The organism is Pseudomonas sp. BC42 (assembly GCF_021560055.1).
Classification (GTDB): domain Bacteria; phylum Pseudomonadota; class Gammaproteobacteria; order Pseudomonadales; family Pseudomonadaceae; genus Aquipseudomonas.
This window is the reverse complement of the sequence record NZ_CP091067.1, coordinates 6012760-6028594: the sequence shown is the minus strand read 5'-3', so window position 1 is coordinate 6028594 and position 15835 is coordinate 6012760. Positions and strand designations below refer to the sequence as shown.

Annotated in this window: 16 protein-coding genes; 8 read left to right on the top strand and 8 right to left on the bottom strand. The window is 64.6% G+C overall.

Annotated elements, in window-relative coordinates:
- Window positions 1-83: 83 nt before the first annotated feature.
- Genes L1O02_RS27305 through L1O02_RS27295 form a run of 3 tightly spaced genes read left to right on the top strand, consistent with a single transcriptional unit; the run spans window position 84 to window position 2439 of the window.
- Window positions 84-665: a YfiR family protein gene (locus L1O02_RS27305; protein WP_235760272.1), complete on the top strand. Its 582-nt coding sequence runs from the start codon at window positions 84-86 to the stop codon at window positions 663-665.
- A complete protein-coding gene (locus L1O02_RS27300; protein ID WP_060837403.1) occupies window positions 662-1930 on the top strand; it encodes a diguanylate cyclase in 1269 nt (422 codons plus the stop codon). The genes L1O02_RS27305 and L1O02_RS27300 overlap by 4 nt, the downstream gene beginning before the upstream one ends.
- A gap of 14 nt (window positions 1931-1944) precedes the next feature.
- Window positions 1945-2439: an OmpA family protein gene (locus L1O02_RS27295; protein WP_060841871.1), complete on the top strand. Its 495-nt coding sequence runs from the start codon at window positions 1945-1947 to the stop codon at window positions 2437-2439.
- 37 nt (window positions 2440-2476) lie between these two features.
- On the opposite strand, the gene L1O02_RS27290 is transcribed toward L1O02_RS27295, so the two are convergent.
- Together L1O02_RS27290 and L1O02_RS27285 are read right to left on the bottom strand one after the other, a co-directional pair.
- Window positions 2477-2914, bottom strand: coding sequence for a hypothetical protein (locus L1O02_RS27290; protein WP_235759054.1), 438 nt, complete (start codon window positions 2912-2914; stop codon window positions 2477-2479).
- A 38-nt stretch (window positions 2915-2952) separates the two neighbouring features.
- Window positions 2953-3903: a LysR family transcriptional regulator gene (locus tag L1O02_RS27285; protein WP_016965434.1), complete on the bottom strand. Its 951-nt coding sequence runs from the start codon at window positions 3901-3903 to the stop codon at window positions 2953-2955.
- A 148-nt stretch (window positions 3904-4051) separates the two neighbouring features.
- On the opposite strand from L1O02_RS27285, the gene L1O02_RS27280 reads away from it, so the two are divergent.
- A complete protein-coding gene (locus tag L1O02_RS27280; protein WP_235759052.1) occupies window positions 4052-5578 on the top strand; it encodes a CoA-acylating methylmalonate-semialdehyde dehydrogenase in 1527 nt (508 codons plus the stop codon).
- A 10-nt stretch (window positions 5579-5588) separates the two neighbouring features.
- Window positions 5589-6476: a 3-hydroxyisobutyrate dehydrogenase gene (mmsB, locus tag L1O02_RS27275; protein WP_060842403.1), complete on the top strand. Its 888-nt coding sequence runs from the start codon at window positions 5589-5591 to the stop codon at window positions 6474-6476.
- Window positions 6477-6740: 264 nt separating this feature from the next.
- Here the strand turns inward: mmsB and L1O02_RS27270 are convergent, their stop codons facing one another.
- The 3 genes from L1O02_RS27270 to L1O02_RS27260 all read right to left on the bottom strand — a co-directional run bounded on the left by L1O02_RS27270 (window position 6741) and on the right by L1O02_RS27260 (window position 8210).
- Window positions 6741-7259, bottom strand: a complete 519-nt coding sequence (locus L1O02_RS27270; protein ID WP_060837407.1) for an RES domain-containing protein — start codon at window positions 7257-7259, stop codon at window positions 6741-6743.
- Window positions 7256-7741, bottom strand: coding sequence for an antitoxin Xre/MbcA/ParS toxin-binding domain-containing protein (locus tag L1O02_RS27265; RefSeq protein ID WP_060837408.1), 486 nt, complete (start codon window positions 7739-7741; stop codon window positions 7256-7258). The genes L1O02_RS27270 and L1O02_RS27265 overlap by 4 nt, the downstream gene beginning before the upstream one ends.
- A 124-nt stretch (window positions 7742-7865) precedes the next feature.
- The gene (locus L1O02_RS27260; protein ID WP_060837409.1) at window positions 7866-8210 is read right to left on the bottom strand and encodes a cupin domain-containing protein; all 345 of its coding nucleotides are present in this window, start codon (window positions 8208-8210) and stop codon (window positions 7866-7868) included.
- A 296-nt stretch (window positions 8211-8506) separates the two neighbouring features.
- Here L1O02_RS27260 and kynB point away from each other — a divergent pair, with 296 nt between their 5' ends.
- The 3 genes from kynB to L1O02_RS27245 all read left to right on the top strand — a co-directional run bounded on the left by kynB (window position 8507) and on the right by L1O02_RS27245 (window position 11921).
- A complete protein-coding gene (kynB, locus tag L1O02_RS27255; protein ID WP_060837410.1) occupies window positions 8507-9148 on the top strand; it encodes an arylformamidase in 642 nt (213 codons plus the stop codon).
- Between the two features lie 106 nt (window positions 9149-9254).
- Window positions 9255-10106, top strand: a complete 852-nt coding sequence (gene kynA, locus L1O02_RS27250; protein ID WP_108544084.1) for a tryptophan 2,3-dioxygenase — start codon at window positions 9255-9257, stop codon at window positions 10104-10106.
- A 315-nt stretch (window positions 10107-10421) separates the two neighbouring features.
- A complete protein-coding gene (locus L1O02_RS27245; RefSeq protein ID WP_060837412.1) occupies window positions 10422-11921 on the top strand; it encodes a PLP-dependent aminotransferase family protein in 1500 nt (499 codons plus the stop codon).
- 14 nt (window positions 11922-11935) lie between these two features.
- Here L1O02_RS27245 and L1O02_RS27240 read toward each other — a convergent pair whose 3' ends face one another.
- From L1O02_RS27240 to antC, 3 genes are all read right to left on the bottom strand, one after another.
- Window positions 11936-13144, bottom strand: a complete 1209-nt coding sequence (locus tag L1O02_RS27240; RefSeq protein ID WP_060837413.1) for a benzoate/H(+) symporter BenE family transporter — start codon at window positions 13142-13144, stop codon at window positions 11936-11938.
- A gap of 185 nt (window positions 13145-13329) precedes the next feature.
- Complete coding sequence (locus L1O02_RS27235) at window positions 13330-14730, bottom strand: amino acid permease (protein ID WP_060837414.1); 1401 nt, start codon at window positions 14728-14730, stop codon at window positions 13330-13332.
- A gap of 79 nt (window positions 14731-14809) precedes the next feature.
- On the bottom strand, window positions 14810-15832 hold the full coding sequence (gene antC / locus L1O02_RS27230; protein ID WP_060842406.1) for an anthranilate 1,2-dioxygenase electron transfer component AntC: 1023 nt from the start codon (window positions 15830-15832) through the stop codon (window positions 14810-14812).
- Between the last annotated feature and the right edge of the window lie 3 nt (window positions 15833-15835).

Below are 15835 nucleotides of genomic sequence, written 5' to 3'. Positions count from 1 at the left end.
TCGGGGCGCTGGCCTCGCGGCATTTTCCCGGGCTGTGCTATCGTTGCGGCATCATTTCCGTGAAATTCAACGAGAATCCCTGCATGGACGTGGCTGTCTTGAGGACAGAGCGCAGTTTGCGGTGGAGACAGTTTGCACTGTCGACCATTCTTTGCCTGTTCAGTCTGTGCGCCGTGGCGCAGTCAGAGCCTTCAACCCCGACCAGCCTGGCCGAGCAGCGGGCCAAGGCGGTGACGCAAGTGGTGCTGGGGATCCTCAGCTACGCGCGATGGCCGGTGGAGCCCGCGGAGCTGCGCTTGTGCGTGGTGGGGCCCACCGAATACACCGATGACCTGCTCAAGGGCACGACACAGGCCACCGGCCGCCCGGTGCTGGTGCGCCGGTTGCTGGCCAGCAGTCAGGCCCTGGCCAGCGAGTGCGACTCGGTGTACGTCGGCAAATTGAGCACTGAAGAGCGTAACCGGCTGTTCAACTCGCTGATCGGCCAGCCCGTACTGAGCATCAGCGAGGGCGGCGACCAGTGCACCGTGGGCAGCCTGTTCTGCCTGCGGGTCAGCGACAACCAGGTGTCGTTCGAGGTCAATCTGGACTCGGTGGCCCGCAGTGGGGTGAAGATTCATCCCAGCGTGCTGCAATTGTCTCGTCGTCGTCCGGCGGCCCCATGAAAGGGTTCAAGTCCAAGGCCCGCCCCACCCTGCGGTCGGTCATCGGTCGTGGCCACCTGATCGTCGCGCTGCTGGCGATCTGCATGGCCAGCCTGTCCCTGACCTTTCTCGGGGTCCTGGCGTTGCGGGTCTATGCCGATCACAACCTGCACCTGATCGCCCGGTCCATCAGCTACACCGTGGAAGCCGCGGTGGTGTTCAACGACACGGTGGTGGCCACCGAGGCCCTGGCCCTGATCGCCTCCACCGAAGAGGTGGCCGATGCCAAGGTCTACGACACCCAGGGCCGCCTGCTGGCCAGTTGGCAACGTCCGGAGAGCGGCCTGCTGACCAACCTGGAAATGCACGTCGCCAGCGCGTTCCTGGAAAAGCCCATCAGCTTGCCGATCCTGCATCAGAACCGCGAAGTCGGCACGGTCAATGTCACCGGCCATGGCGGCAGCCTCTTGCGCTTCCTGTTCAGCGGTCTGGTGGGCATCGTGCTGTGCACCGCGCTGAGTGCCTGGGTGTCGCTGTACCTGGCGCGCCGGCAACTGCGGGGCATCACCGGCCCCCTGCGCAGTCTGGCGGAAGTGGCTCACGCGGCCCGGCGCGAGCGCGCGTTCGACCAGCGGGTGCCGCCTGCACAAATCGCCGAGCTGGACAACCTGGGCAACGACTTCAATGCCCTGCTCGATGAGCTGGAAGCCTGGCAGACCCATCTGCAAAGCGAGAATGAAACCCTGGCGCACCAGGCCAGCCACGACAGCCTGACCGGTCTGCCCAACCGGGCGTTTTTCGAGGGCCGGCTGATCCGTGCGCTGCGCAGCGCCAGCAAGCTCAACGAGCGCATGGCGGTGCTGTTTCTCGACAGCGACCGCTTCAAGGAGATCAACGACAACTTCGGCCATGCCGCCGGCGATGCGGTGCTGGTGGCGGTGGCCACGCGGATTCGCGCGCAACTGCGTGAGGAAGACCTGGTCGCGCGCCTGGGCGGGGATGAATTCGCCGTGCTGCTGACGCCGCTGCACCGGGTCGAAGACGCCCAGCGCATTGCTGACAAAATCATCAACAGCATGGAAATGCCGATCCAGCTGCCCGGCAATCTGTCGATCATGACGTCGCTGAGCATCGGCATTGCCGTGTACCCGGATCATGGCCTGACCCCCGGCAGCCTGTTGAATGCTGCCGATGAGGCCATGTACCAAGCCAAGCGCGGTTCGCGAGGCGGGCAACACACCGTGGGGGCGGAGCCCCCAATCGTTCAGGTTCAAAACAGGAGCTAATTCCCTTGTTCTCGATGACGCAACGTTCGGTTCGACTGTTCAGCACCCTGGTGTTCATGGCCCTGTTGGCCCTGGCTGGCTGCCAGAGCGTGCCGCCCAAAGGTCTGACCCCGAAACAGATCGCGGTACTGAAACAGGAGGGCTTCGAACTGACGGATGAAGGCTGGGCCTTCGGCCTGTCGGGCAAGGTGCTGTTTGGCAGCGATGTGGAAACCTTGAACCAGGCCAGCACCGAGATCGTCCAGCGCATCGGCAAGGCCTTGCTCAGCGTCGATATCCAGAAGGTCCGGGTCGACGGCCACACCGACGCTTCGGGCAAGGAGGCCTACAACGTGCAGCTGTCGGTGCGCCGGGCCAAGAGCGTGGTCAAGGTGCTGACCCAGGTCGGCATGCGTGAAGAGAATATCCAGTTGCGCGGCCTGGGCAGCAGCGAGCCGGTGGCCTCCAACAGCACCGCAGCCGGACGCACCGAGAACCGCCGGGTGTCGATCGTGGTGATCGCCGACTGATCGGCATTGCCCGGCTGGCGGCTACCCCCGGCAGCCGTTAGCGCCCTTTGGCCGGCTGGTCGCCGATGCAATCCGGCACGTTGGGGCCGATGTCGATCATGGCCGCGGACACCCGCGGGTCTCCTTTCATGCCCCACTGCAAGGGCCCCCCGTCGACGACCAGGTCATAGATCTGGCTGTCGCCAAGCCATTGGCCATTGCGCTGGTCATACAAACGGAAAAACGCCGGCAGCTCCCAGTGCGGGTTCTCGTTGGGAGCCTGCTCCGGGTCCGGGTGGTACTGGGTGTGGAATCTGCCGGGCAGGACCCAGAACGGCCTGAATACCTGAACCCTGTAGCACCCGTTGGGGCTGATGCGGGGGGCGCTGCGGGCCGTCGCCAGGCCTTTTTCCCACCATTGCGAAGCGGGCCACAGCGAGGCGCCGAGAACCACTGCGCCAAGGGTGAGCGAGCCGCGTCGGCTGAGTTTTTTCATCTTCGGGTATCCAGATCGATCCATGAGCAGGTCAAGCGTCAGGGGGCGGCGAACAGCATGCTGCGACTGTCCCCCATGAGCAGCGGGCGATTCTGCTCGGTTACCTCGCGGATGTAATCCCACAGCAGGGTGATGCGCTTCAATTTGCGCAGGTCTTCACGGCAGTACATCCAGAATTGCCGGGTCAGGTTGATCTCCTTGGGCAGTACGGGCAGCAGCCGCGGGTCCTGGGCCGCCAGGAAGCACGGCAGGATCGCCAGCGAGCGGCCCTGCTGCGCCGCCACGTATTGGGCGATGACGCTGGTGCTGCGCAGGTTGGCGCTGGCCCCGGGCACCACATTGGCCAGGTACAGCAGCTCGGAACTGAACGCCAGGTCGTCCACGTAGCTGATGAATTGATGTTCCCCCAGGTCGCTGGGGCGGCGGATCGGCGGGTGACGGTCGAGGTATTCCTGGGTGGCGTACAGCTGCAGGCGGTAGTCGCACAGCTTGCAGCACACGTAAGGTCCGTGCTCCGGGCGCTCCAGGGCAATGACGATGTCCGCCTCACGCTTGGACAGGCTGATGAAGTGCGGCAGCGGCAGGATATCCACCGAGATCGCCGGGTAGGCGTCGAGGAAATGGCTCAGTTGCGGGGTGACGAAGAAGCTGCCGAAGCCTTCGGTGCAGCCCATGCGCACATGCCCGGACAACGCCACCCCGGAACCCGAGACCTGCTCGCAGGCCATGTGCAGGGTGCTCTCGATCGACTCGGCATAACCCAGCAGGCGCTGGCCTTCGGCGGTGAGGACGAAGCCGTTGGTGCGGGACTTTTCGAACAGCAGGGTGCCCAGGGCGGTTTCCAGCGAACCGATGCGCCGCGACACCGTGGTGTAGTCCACCGCCAGGCGCTTGGCCGCGCTGCTGGCCTTGCGGGTGCGCGCCACTTCGAGGAAAAACTTCAGGTCGTCCCAGTTCAGGGTGCTCAGCGAGGTGATGTTTTTTTGCATGTTGGACCGGATTTTATGTGCGTTCTTATTAGGAATTTGCACATCTATACTCCAAAAACCGTCCGACACCAACTCGCGACAGCCCCTCTTTCAAGGCGCTTGCCCGCCTTGGTTCCCTGCATAAGAACTCAAGAAGTCAGGAGACCTCATGAACGCATCCCTCAAGCCCGACGGCACCACCCTGCAACAGGTCAAATTGCTGATCGACGGTGAATGGGTCCAGTCCCAGAGCCAGGAATGGCATGACATCGTCAACCCGGCGACCCAGGAAGTGCTGGCCAAGGTGCCCTTTGCCACCGCCGCTGAAGTCGACGCCGCGATTGCCGCCGCCCAGCGTGCCTTCCAGACCTGGAAACTGACCCCGATCGGCGCGCGGATGCGCATCATGCTCAAGCTCCAGGCCCTGATCCGCGAGCATTCCAAACGCATTGCCGCAGTCCTCAGCGCCGAGCAGGGCAAGACCCTCGCCGACGCCGAGGGTGACATCTTCCGCGGCCTGGAAGTGGTGGAACACGCCTGCTCCATTGGCACCCTGCAGATGGGCGAATTCGCCGAGAACGTTGCCGGCGGTGTCGACACCTACACCCTGCGCCAGCCGATCGGCGTGTGCGCCGGGATCACCCCGTTCAACTTCCCGGCGATGATTCCGCTGTGGATGTTCCCGATGGCCATCGCCTGTGGCAACACCTTCGTCCTCAAGCCTTCCGAGCAGGACCCGCTGTCCACCATGCTGCTGGTGGAGCTGGCGGTGGAAGCCGGGGTGCCGGCCGGCGTGCTCAACGTGGTGCACGGTGGCAAGGACGTGGTGGATGCGCTGTGCACCCACAAGGACATCAAGGCCGTGTCCTTCGTCGGTTCGACCGCGGTCGGCACTCACGTCTATGACCTGGCGGGCAAGCACGGCAAGCGCGTGCAATCGATGATGGGCGCCAAGAACCACGCCGTGGTCCTGCCCGACGCCAACCGCGAACAGACCCTCAATGCCCTGGTGGGCGCCGGCTTCGGCGCGGCCGGTCAGCGTTGCATGGCCACCTCGGTGGTGGTGCTGGTGGGCGCCGCTAAACAATGGCTGCCAGACCTCAAGGCCCTGGCGCAGAAGCTCAAGGTCAACGCTGGCAGCGAGCCGGGCACCGATGTGGGCCCGGTCGTGTCCAAGCGCGCCAAGGCGCGGATTCTGGAGCTGATCGAAAGCGGCGTGAAAGAAGGCGCCAAGCTGGAACTCGATGGCCGCGGCATCAAGGTCCCGGGCTACGAGCAGGGCAACTTCATCGGCCCGACCCTGTTCTCCGGGGTAACCACCGATATGCAGATCTACACCCAGGAAATTTTCGGCCCGGTGCTGGTGGTGCTGGAGGTCGACACCCTGGATCAGGCCATTGCCCTGGTCAACGCCAACCCCTTCGGCAACGGCACCGGCCTGTTCACCCAGAGCGGGGCGGCGGCGCGCAAGTTCCAGAGCGAAATCGACGTCGGCCAGGTCGGCATCAACATCCCGATTCCGGTGCCGGTGCCGTTCTTCAGCTTCACCGGTTCCCGCGGTTCCAAGCTCGGCGACCTGGGCCCGTACGGCAAGCAAGTGGTGCAGTTCTACACTCAGACCAAGACCGTCACCGCCCGCTGGTTCGATGACGACAGCGTCAACGACGGTGTGAACACCACCATCAGCCTGCGTTGAGGAGCCTGACATGAACATTGCATTTATCGGCCTGGGCAACATGGGCGCGCCCATGGCCCGCAACCTGATCAAGGCCGGGCATCAGCTGAACCTGTTCGACCTCAACCAGAGCGTGCTGGCGGAGCTGGCGCAACTGGGCGGGCGCATCAGCGCCTCGCCCAAGGCCGCCGCCGAAGGCGCCGAGCTGGTGATCACCATGCTCCCCGCCGCGGCCCATGTGCGCAGTGTGTGGCTGGGTGAAGACGGGGTGCTGGCGGGGATCGCCAGCGGCGTGCCGGCAGTGGACTGCAGCACCATCGACCCGCAGACCGCCCGCGAAGTGGCCGCTGTGGCTGCCAGGCAAGGCGTGGCCATGGCCGATGCGCCGGTGTCTGGCGGCACCGGTGGCGCCCAGGCCGGCACCCTGACCTTCATGGTCGGCGCCAGTGCCGAGCTGTTCGCCACCCTGCAACCGGTGCTGGCGCAGATGGGGCGCAACATCGTGCATTGCGGCGAAGTGGGCACCGGGCAGATCGCCAAGATCTGCAACAACCTGCTGCTGGGGATTTCGATGATCGGCGTCAGCGAAGCCATGGCCCTGGGCGATGCCCTGGGCATCGACACCCAGGTGCTGGCGGGGATCATCAACAGCTCCACCGGCCGTTGCTGGAGTTCCGATACCTACAACCCGTGGCCGGGAGTGATTGAAACCGCTCCGGCATCCCGCGGCTACACCGGCGGCTTTGGGGCCGAGCTGATGCTCAAGGACCTGGGGCTGGCCACCGAGGCCGCTCGCCAGGCGCATCAGCCGGTGGTGCTCGGCGCCGTGGCCCAGCAGCTGTACCAGGCCATGAGCCTGCGCGGGGAGGGTGGCAAGGACTTCTCGGCCATCGTCAACAGCTACCGCAAGCCGCAGTAAGGCTATAGCCGCTGCCGCAGGCTGCGAACGGACGCAGCAATCTCAAAGCTGGATAGCGCCAAGCAAGGCCCTGCGGTCCTTTTCGCAGCTTCGCGAGCTCAGCAGCGGCTACAAGGGTAGGTGTAGCCGCTGCCGCAGGCTGCGAACGGCCCGAAGGGCCGCAGCGATTTCACCTCTGGCGAAGCTTGGTATTGAACGCGGCCCCTTCAGCCGGGGCATTTGCGGGAACCTGCGTCGGGCAGGTTCCCGCTTTTTTTTGCCGCCTCAGTTCGGGCGGCCGGCCACGGTGCGAGGGGGAGGATTGAGGCGTGTGTCGAGGCCGAAGCGTTCCTGGACCACCACCTGGTACAGCCCTTTGGCCAGCAACGGATTGATCAGAATGTTCCAGCTGTGGCGCGACACCGATGAGGGCACCAGCACGAATGGATGGTCGGCCAGCAACTGGTCGGCGAACTTCTGCTGGCCGGCGCTGGGTATGCCCGGCACCAGCCAGTTGGGATTGGGAATGCTCTGTTCATCGATCCGGTAGATGGCCGACGGGTCCTGGATCAGGGCGCCGGTGAGCACATGGGGCACGCTGTCCAGGGCGGCAAAGCCCTTGTGCACCGCCACTTCCAGAATCGCCGTGGCCGGGTCGGCGCTGCCATACACGGCCTTGACCCCTTTGGAGTTCCAGCGACCGCCGCACAGCTCGGCGCCGATGCCACTGTCCCAGCTGTCGGCGTGTCGGGCGGCGTCCAGTCGCCAGAAGTGAATTGCACTGCTGCCGGGGGCGCTGATCACTGATAGACCCCGTATTCCAGGCGGGTGAGGAACTCGTCCACCAGTTCGAAGCCGATGGGGTTGGTCAGCAGGTCCACCGGTTTGTGGCCATCGAGGCCCATTACCGGCTTGGCCATCCAGTCCTGTGCCTCTTCACTGCTGCCGAAGATCTCCTGCGCCTTGGCCAGCACCTGGGCAAAGCGCACTGCGCGGGCGCTCTGCTCCGGATTCAAGGGCTCGTCCGGGGTTTTCAGGCGGCGGTGCAGGGTGCGTTCGGAGAGGCCGATGATCTTGGCCAGGACCTGTTCGTCCTTGAGCATGGGCACCGAGGAGACGAACTTGATGATCGCCGTCAGCGGGATGCCTTCCTCGGTCAGCCGATAGATCGAGATGCGGTCGTCAAAGCGTGCCCGGCCACCCAGGAGGATGTCCGAAGACTGTTCTTTCAATACCAGCTTGCCCCGCCGCTTGGGGGTGAGGCCGGTGTCTGTCAGCGCAACCATGGGTCTACTCCTGCCTTTGCCATTTGGCAGTGATTATATAGACATTTGGCAGGGTGCGTTGAGTTGAATGGCCGCCATGCCGGAGGAGCCCGGATGGCGCGGGCTCCCGGCGGGTGTTCAGGGATCAGGCGAACACGAAGTACTTGCGCACGGTTTCCAGCACTTCCCAGGTGCCTTTCATTCCGGGTTCCACCACGAAGATATCGCCGGCACGCAGGTGGATGGGATCGTGGCCGTCCGGGGTGATCACGCAGTAGCCTTCCTGGAAATGGCAGTACTCCCACTTTTCGTAGGCCACCCGCCACTTGCCCGGGGTGCAGATCCAGGTGCCCATGATCTTGCTGCCGTCCTCGCTGGTGTAGGCGTTGAGGTTGACGGTGTGTGGGTCGCCTGCGAGCTTTTCCCACTTGCAGGCATCAAGAACGGGCAGCGGATGGGTATCGCGCAGAACGGTAATGGGTTGCGACATGCTGTGCTCCTAGCGGGCAGAGAACTGAAGACGCACCCTATAGCGCCCGGCATTGCGGGGGATGTCTGTGCTCGACCTCGGGGTATCCAGAAGCGCTGCCGCGCTCTGTGGCGGCTGTTGGGCGGGGCGCTGCCGGGGCGGCCCGAAAGGGGTTTGAGGGGTTGCAAGATTCGGTTGATGAAGCGCGCTTTATTAGCAGGATTTGCGAAATATCTGACGAGTACCGAGTTATTTCGCAAGAAACTTCAGCGGTATCGCTCGTATCATTCAGTCCGGAGTGACCGAGAGCCGCACGAATGGAAAATACACCACGCTGGTGGGATATCAGCCCGCCCTTGAGTACCGCGACCCCGACCTGGCCGGGAGATACACCGTTCCAGGAGGAGCGCGTCTGGCAGTTCGGGCCCGAGTGCCCGGTGAATGTCGGGCGGGTGACCCTGTCGCCCCACACCGGCGCCCATGTCGACGCGCCCCTGCATTACCGGCCGGATGGCCTGCCCATCGGCGAGGTGCCGCTGGATGTCTACATGGGTCCGTGCCGGGTCCTGCATTGCCTGGACAGCGGCGCCCTGGTGCAGCCCGAAGCCTTGCTCGGGCGCCTGGACAACCTGCCCCCGCGCGTCTTGCTGCGCACTTATCCACAGGCGCCGCTGAGCACCTGGGACCCGGACTTCACCGCCGTCGCCCCGGCCACTGTCGAGCTGCTGGCCAGTCTCGGCGTGCGCCTGATCGGCATCGACACGCCGTCCCTGGACCCTCAGCAGTCCAAGACCATGGAGGCCCACAACAAGGTGGCCCGCCACGGCATGGCGATCCTTGAGGGGATCGTCCTGGATGAAGTGGCCGAAGGCGACTACGAACTGATTGCCCTGCCACTGCGCTTCGCTCACCTGGACGCCAGTCCGGTGCGGGCGATCCTGCGCCCCCTGGCCGATTGATTCCTACAATAAATACACAGCTGGCCGTCCGCGCCGTTGTGCAGCCCGAGTCCGGGTTGCGCAGCCTGCGGGCGGCAACCGCTGCCTGAGGCGAGGAGCCCACGCCATGAGCCAATGTCCTTTTTCAAGCAACCCACCGGATGAATGGCATAACGCCGAGCTGAATTTCTCCGACTCCATGAGCTACGGCGACTACCTGGACCTGGGGCGCATCCTCAGTGCCCAGCACCCGCTGTCGCCGGACCACAACGAGATGCTGTTCATCATCCAGCACCAGACCTCGGAGCTGTGGATGAAGCTGATGCTCCACGAGCTCAAGGCCGCCCGCGAGCAAGTGCGCCAGGGTCAGTTGCCCCCGGCGTTCAAGATGCTGGCGCGGGTCTCGCGGATCTTCGACCAACTGGTGCACGCCTGGGCCGTACTGGCGACCATGACGCCGTCCGAGTACAAGTCGATCCGCCCGTACCTGGGCCAGTCCTCGGGCTTCCAGTCGTTCCAGTACCGGGAAATCGAATTCATCCTCGGCAACAAGAGCGCGGCCCTGCTGCGGCCCCATGCTCACCGCCCCGAGTTGCTGCAATCCCTGGAAGAGTCGATTGCCACCCCGTCCATGTATGACGAAGCAATCGCCCTGATGGCCCGCAGCGGCTTGAACATCGATCCCGAGCGCCTGGCGTTGAAGAGCACCACCACGACCCGGCACGACCCCTCGGTGGAAGCCGCCTGGCGCGAGGTGTACGCCAACCCTTCGGCCTATTGGGACCTGTATCAGCTGGCGGAAAAATTCATCGACCTGGAAGACTCGTTCCGCCAGTGGCGCTTCCGCCACGTGACCACCGTGGAGCGCATCATCGGCTTCCAGCCCGGCACCGGTGGCACCGAAGGCGTCGGCTACCTGCGCAAGATGCTCGACACCGTGCTGTTCCCCGAATTGTGGCGAGTGCGATCCTCGCTCTGACCGCCCTGTTCGCTCAACAAGAAACGGCGCGTCCTCACCTTGGGGACGCGCCGTTTTTGTAGTGTTTGCCGATTGCCCTGTGGCGAGGGCGCTTGCTCCCGCTGAGGGGTGCAGCACCCCATCTACGGCCTGTAAGCGTTTTCAGGCATCCCGCGCCAGCAGGCTTTGCGATTGCTGCGCAATCGAACGGGAGCAGGCTCCCCCGCCACATTCCTCGTTCGCCATCAGCGACGGTTGCAACAGCTGACGTGGGGCCGTTGTGCGGCTAAAGTGGTCGCCCCTTGTGCGTTATTTTCATTTGATCAGGCAGACCACGTGGCCCGGACCTTCGAGCTTGAAACCCTCAACATGCGCCTCAACGATCCGCAGTTCGCGCCCCTGGACCTGCATCAGCGCATCCAGCGGGCCTTGCGCGGGCTGATCCTCGACGGTGCTCTGGGCCCTGGGGTGAAACTGCCGGCCACCCGGGGTCTGGCCAAGTCGCTCGCGGTGTCCCGGGATACGGTGGAGAACGCCTATGTGCAGTTGCAGCGCGACGGCTTCATCGTGCGCCGCGAAGGTTCGGGGAGCTACGTCTGCGAAAGCATCGGTGCCCAGTTGCGCGGAGCCGCCCGGCGTCGCCTGCGTTTGCAGGAGCAGCCCCACAGCGCCCGGGAGCCGGGCTCGGGGCTGAGCCGCCGGGGCCGGATGCTGGTCGAGCGCGGCGGTGTCACCGACCAGCAGGCGGTGAGTGCATTTGCCACGGGCTTGCCGGAAACCCGCAGCTTTCCCCTTGATGTCTGGGAGCGCCTGCAACGCCAGGTGCTCAAGGCCTATCGCGGCAACGTGTTGCTGCACGGCGATCCGCAAGGCGCCGAGCCGCTGCGCCAGGCCATCGCCGCCTACCTGAACCTGGAGCGCGGGGCCAAGGTGCGTGCCGAGCAGATCCTGGTGCTGAGCAGTACCCGGCAGGCGCTGTACCTCTGTGCCCAACTGCTGGTGGATGCCGGCAAGCCGATCCTGATGGAGAACCCCGGCTACTTCGGGGCTCGCAAGGCCTTCGAGGCCGCCGAGGCCTGGATCAATCCCATCGATGTCGACGACCAGGGCATTCGCACCGACCTGCTGCGGGCTGATCGCAGTGGCGGTCAATGCGTCTACGTGACGCCGTCGCACCAGTACCCCAGCGGCGTGACCCTGTCCCTGGAGCGTCGCCTGGAGCTGACCCGCTGGGCCGCCGAGCACGGCAAGTGGATCATCGAGGACGACTACGACAGCGAGTTCCATTACGACGGCCTGCCCACCGCCTGTGTCCAGGGTCTGGACCCCTATCAGCGCACGCTCTACGTCGGCACCTTCAGCAAGACCCTCTACCCCGGCCTGCGCATGGGCTACATGGCCTTGCCCGATGAACTGGTGGGCGCCTTCAGCGCGGCCCGCAGCATCATGGATGGCCACACGCCGCAGATCCTCCAGTTGACCCTGGCGCGGTTCATGGAGGAGGGCCACTACAATGCCCATGTGCGGGCCATGCGCAAGCTCTACGCCGGTCGCCGGCAAGCCATGCTCGATGCCATCGGGCGGCATTTGCAGGGCATTGCCGTGGCCTTGCCGCCACCGGGCGGGTTGCAGATTCCTTGCCTGCTGGAGCCCGGCTGGAGCGAGGAACTGACCCAGCAACGGGCCGCCCGGGCCGGCATCCAGCTGCCGGGGCTCAGCCGGCTCTATGCCACCGAGCCGAAGCGGCAGGGCTGGTTGCTCGGCTACGCCTCGCTGAGCGCCCATGAAATCGAAACCACCATGGCTCGCCTGTCCCTGGCCCTGCGAAAGGCCTAGCTCAACGCCGGCCTTCAGGGGTTGGCGGCACGGCCGGCGAGGGCATTGGCCCGGCCGTGAATCAGCAGGTGTGCGGTCAAGCCGGCCACCAGCCCCCAGAAGGCGCCGCCGACCCCGAGCAGGGTGACGTTGGCTGCGGTGGCGAGGAAGGTGATCAGCGCGGTTTCCCGGGTGGCCGCGTCGGCCATGGCATTGGTCAGGCTGCCGCCGATCGCCCCCAATAGCGCCAGGCCCGCGAGGGTGCTGACAAAGGTCTTGGGCAGCACCATGAACAGGCTGGCCAGGGTCACGCCGAAGGTGCCCACCAGGATGTAGAACAGCCCGCAGGCGATACCGGCGATGTAGCGTTTTTTCGGGTCAGGATGGGCGTCCTTGCCGGTACAGATCGCCGCGGTAATCGCCGCCACATTGAAGGCATGGGCGCCGAACGGTGCCATCAGCAGCGAACCCAGGCCGGTGACCGTGAGCACGGGATTGGCGCTGGTGCCGTAGCCGTCATTGCGCAACACCAGCATGCCGGGCATGTACTGGCCGGTGAGGGTGATGACGAACAGCGGCAAGGCCACTCCGAGCAAGGCCTGCAGGGAGAACTGCGGCGCGGTGAATACCGGCACGGCCAGGCTCAAGTGCACTGCAGAAAAGTCGATCCGCTGCTGAGCGATGAGCAGCCCCAGGCCGATGACCAGGATGCCCACCACGGCAAAGCGCGAGGTGAAACGCCGCAGCAAGGCGTAGGACACCAGCAGCACGATCACCAGCAGCGGGTCGGCGCTGGCACCGCCAAAGGCATTGATCCCGAACTGCAACAGAATGCCCGCCAGCAGGCCGGCGGCAATGCCCTTGGGGATCATCCGCACCAGTTTGTCGAAGGCCCCTGATGCGCCCAGCAGCATGAACCCCAGAGCCGAGATCAGATAGGCACCGATCACCTCGGCGTAGGGCGTGAATGGCATCACCGTGGCCAGGAAGGCCGCGCCGGGTGTGGACCAGGCCGTGATGATCGGCGCCTTGTAACGCAGGCTCAGCCACAGGCCGGAAAGCCCCACGCCCACCGACACCGCCCAGACCCAGGACGCGGTCTGGGCCGCTGACAGGCGCGCCAGTTCGGCGGCCTGGAACACCAGGACAAAGGTTCCGCCGTAGTTCACCAGCACTGAAATCAGCGCCGCCACGGTGGGTGAGAAAACATCGCTCCAGCGCAGGCTTGTCGCCGTTCTGTTCATCAGCCGCTCTCCATCCAGAAACAGGCTCCCAGGCTCGGGTGCCGGGAGGGAGTCGATTCTAGGGACCGGGTGGACTGTTGTTTCAGGCCGCATTTGCCATTGCTGGCAGACCGCTTTGCGAGCGCCGACAAAAAAGCCCGGCCTTGATTCAGGCCGGGCTTTGGGGGGGGGGGCAACCGTGCGGCTTAGTGCAGGGCGGGCTGCCCGGCCTTGCGCGCATGGCTCAGGCGGTAGAAGCCCCAGATCACCAGGACCCATACCGGAATCGCATACACCGAGGCGCGGATGCCCGGGATCATCCACATCACGCCGACGATCATCAGCATGAAGGCCAGGCACAGGTAGTTGCTCAAGGGCGACCAGAAGGCCTTGAACGACGGCACCACGCCACGCTCGGCCATGGCCTTGCGAAAGCGCAGGTGGGTCAGGCTGATCAGTGCCCAGTTGATCATCAGCGCGGCCACCACCAGGGCGAACAGCAGCTCCAGCGCTTCATGGGGCGCCAGGTAGTTGACCAGTACGCAGAGCAGGGTGATGAGGGCGGAGATGCCCAGGGCCAGGATCGGCACGCCTTGCTTGTTGAGCTTCATCAGCGCCTTGGGCGCGTCGCCCTGTTCGGCCAGGCCGAAGAGCATGCGGCTGTTGCAGTACACGCCGCTGTTGTACACCGACAGCGCCGCGGTCAGGACCACGAAGTTGAGGATCTGCGCCGCCGCATCACTGCCGATCAGCGAGAAGATCTTCACGAAGGGGCTGCTGCTGTAGGCGTCGCCGCCGGCATTCAGACTCACCAGCAGCTCGTCCCACGGGTACAGCGACAGCAGCACGGCCAGGGCGCCGACGTAGAAGATCAGCACCCGGTAGACCACCTGGTTGATCGCCTTGGGAATCACCTTGCGCGGCTCGGCGGCTTCGGCGGCAGTGATGCCCACCAGTTCCAGGCCGCCGAAGGAGAACATGATGAAGGCCATGGCCATCAGCAGGCCGGTGCCGCCGTTGGGGAAGAAGCCGCCGTGGGACCAGAGGTTGCTCACCGACGCCTGGCTGCCGCCGCTGCCGCTGAACAGCATGTAGCAGCCCAGAACGATCATGCCGACGATGGCCACCACCTTGATGATGGCGAACCAGAACTCGGCCTCGCCGAAGAACTTCACGTTCATCATGTTGATCAGGTTGACCAGTACGAAGAACACCGCCGCACTGACCCAGGTGGGGATCTCCGGCCACCAGAACTGCACGTACTTGCCCACTGCGGTGAGTTCGGCCATGCCTACCAGGACATACAGCACCCAGTAGTTCCAGCCGGCGAGAAAGCCGAAGTAGCCGCCCCAGTACTTGTGGGCGAAGTGGCTGAAGGAGCCGGCCACGGGTTCTTCGACGATCATCTCCCCCAGCTGGCGCATGATCAGGAAGGCAATGAATCCGGCAATCGCATAGCCGAGGATCATCGAGGGGCCGGCGGACTTGAGAACCCCGGCCGAGCCGAGGAAGAGTCCGGTGCCGATCGCCCCGCCCAGGGCGATCAACTGAATATGGCGATTCTTCAAGCCACGCTTGAGTTCACCTTGCTTCAAGGTTTGATCCACTAACTTGCGCTCTCTTCTAGTTGTTATCAGGACCGATCCCAGGGTGAATGGGAGCGATCGCGGCTGAATGCTGACGGGATCAGATATTACTCTCGGTAAACCGCTCGTAATACAGCTGAACGCGGTTAAGTTGCTGTTCTTGCAGCCAGATTCGGATCGAATCGACCATCGGTGGCGGTCCACAGACATACAGGTCGCTGTCGTGGTCGCGCAGCTCGCTGCTGTCCAAGTGCTCGGTGATGTAGCCGCGCTTGCCCGACCACTGCGGGTCGGCGTCGCTGATCACCGGGGTGAAGCGGAATGCCGGCAAGCGTTCGCCCAGGGCCTGGATGCGCGCCAGTTCGCACAGATCGGCACTCTGGCGCACCCCGTAGTACAGGTGTACCGGTTGCTGGCAGCCCTGCTCGACGACCTGTTCGAGCATCGCCAGCAGCGCCGACAGCCCGGTGCCGCCGGCCACCAGCAGCAGCGGCCGGCTGATCTGGCGCAGGTAGAAAGCCCCCAGCGGCGCCTCCAGCTCGATGCTGTCGCCCACCAGGCAGCGCTCGCGAATGTAGTTGCTCATCACCCCGTCGGGCAGCAGGCGGATCAGGAACTGCAACTGGTTGTCCGCCCCCGGCCGGTTGGCGAAGGAGTAGGCCCGGCTGCTGTCGGTGCCGGGAATCCGCAGGCGGGCGTACTGACCGGGGAGAAACTCCAGCGGCGCCTCGCTGCGGCCCAGGTCCAGGTGCAGGATCGCGGTGCTGTCCGACACCTGGCGCACGTCGATCACCGAGCCGGTGCGTCGCACCGGATCGGCGTTGTGGCACAGGCTGGAATCGAAGTCGAAATAGAACGCCGCGTCGGACTGCACCCGGGTCTGGCAGGTGAGCATCTTGCGTTGCTCCAGGTCCTGGGGCGAGAGGGCTTCCTCGTCCACGTAGTCCTGGCTGTACTGGCCCGATTCGCAACGACCCTGGCAGGTGCCGCAGACGCCTTCGCGGCAGTCCAGGGGAATCTTGATGCCGTTGCGCAGGGCAGCGTCGAGCAGTATTTCATTGGCCTTGACCGGGAAGAACAGGGTCTTGCCATCGGCAAAGCTGAACGCGACCTTGTGCGTCATGAA

Excerpts from the sequence above, each read along its gene's own strand:
- L1O02_RS27295 (WP_060841871.1), top strand. The coding sequence starts at position 1,945 with ATGACGCAACGTTCGGTTCGACTGTTCAGCACCCTGGTGTTCATGGCC.
- mmsB (WP_060842403.1), top strand. The coding sequence starts at position 5,589 with ATGAACATTGCATTTATCGGCCTGGGCAACATGGGCGCGCCCATGGCC.
- L1O02_RS27300 (WP_060837403.1), top strand. The coding sequence starts at position 662 with ATGAAAGGGTTCAAGTCCAAGGCCCGCCCCACCCTGCGGTCGGTCATC.
- kynB (WP_060837410.1), top strand. The coding sequence starts at position 8,507 with ATGGAAAATACACCACGCTGGTGGGATATCAGCCCGCCCTTGAGTACC.
- kynA (WP_108544084.1), top strand. The coding sequence starts at position 9,255 with ATGAGCCAATGTCCTTTTTCAAGCAACCCACCGGATGAATGGCATAAC.
- L1O02_RS27265 (WP_060837408.1), bottom strand. The coding sequence starts at position 7,741 with ATGGTTGCGCTGACAGACACCGGCCTCACCCCCAAGCGGCGGGGCAAG.
- L1O02_RS27285 (WP_016965434.1), bottom strand. The coding sequence starts at position 3,903 with ATGCAAAAAAACATCACCTCGCTGAGCACCCTGAACTGGGACGACCTG.
- L1O02_RS27240 (WP_060837413.1), bottom strand. The coding sequence starts at position 13,144 with ATGAACAGAACGGCGACAAGCCTGCGCTGGAGCGATGTTTTCTCACCC.
- L1O02_RS27305 (WP_235760272.1), top strand. The coding sequence starts at position 84 with ATGGACGTGGCTGTCTTGAGGACAGAGCGCAGTTTGCGGTGGAGACAG.
- L1O02_RS27260 (WP_060837409.1), bottom strand. The coding sequence starts at position 8,210 with ATGTCGCAACCCATTACCGTTCTGCGCGATACCCATCCGCTGCCCGTT.
- L1O02_RS27280 (WP_235759052.1), top strand. The coding sequence starts at position 4,052 with ATGAACGCATCCCTCAAGCCCGACGGCACCACCCTGCAACAGGTCAAA.
- L1O02_RS27290 (WP_235759054.1), bottom strand. The coding sequence starts at position 2,914 with ATGAAAAAACTCAGCCGACGCGGCTCGCTCACCCTTGGCGCAGTGGTT.
- antC (WP_060842406.1), bottom strand. The coding sequence starts at position 15,832 with ATGACGCACAAGGTCGCGTTCAGCTTTGCCGATGGCAAGACCCTGTTC.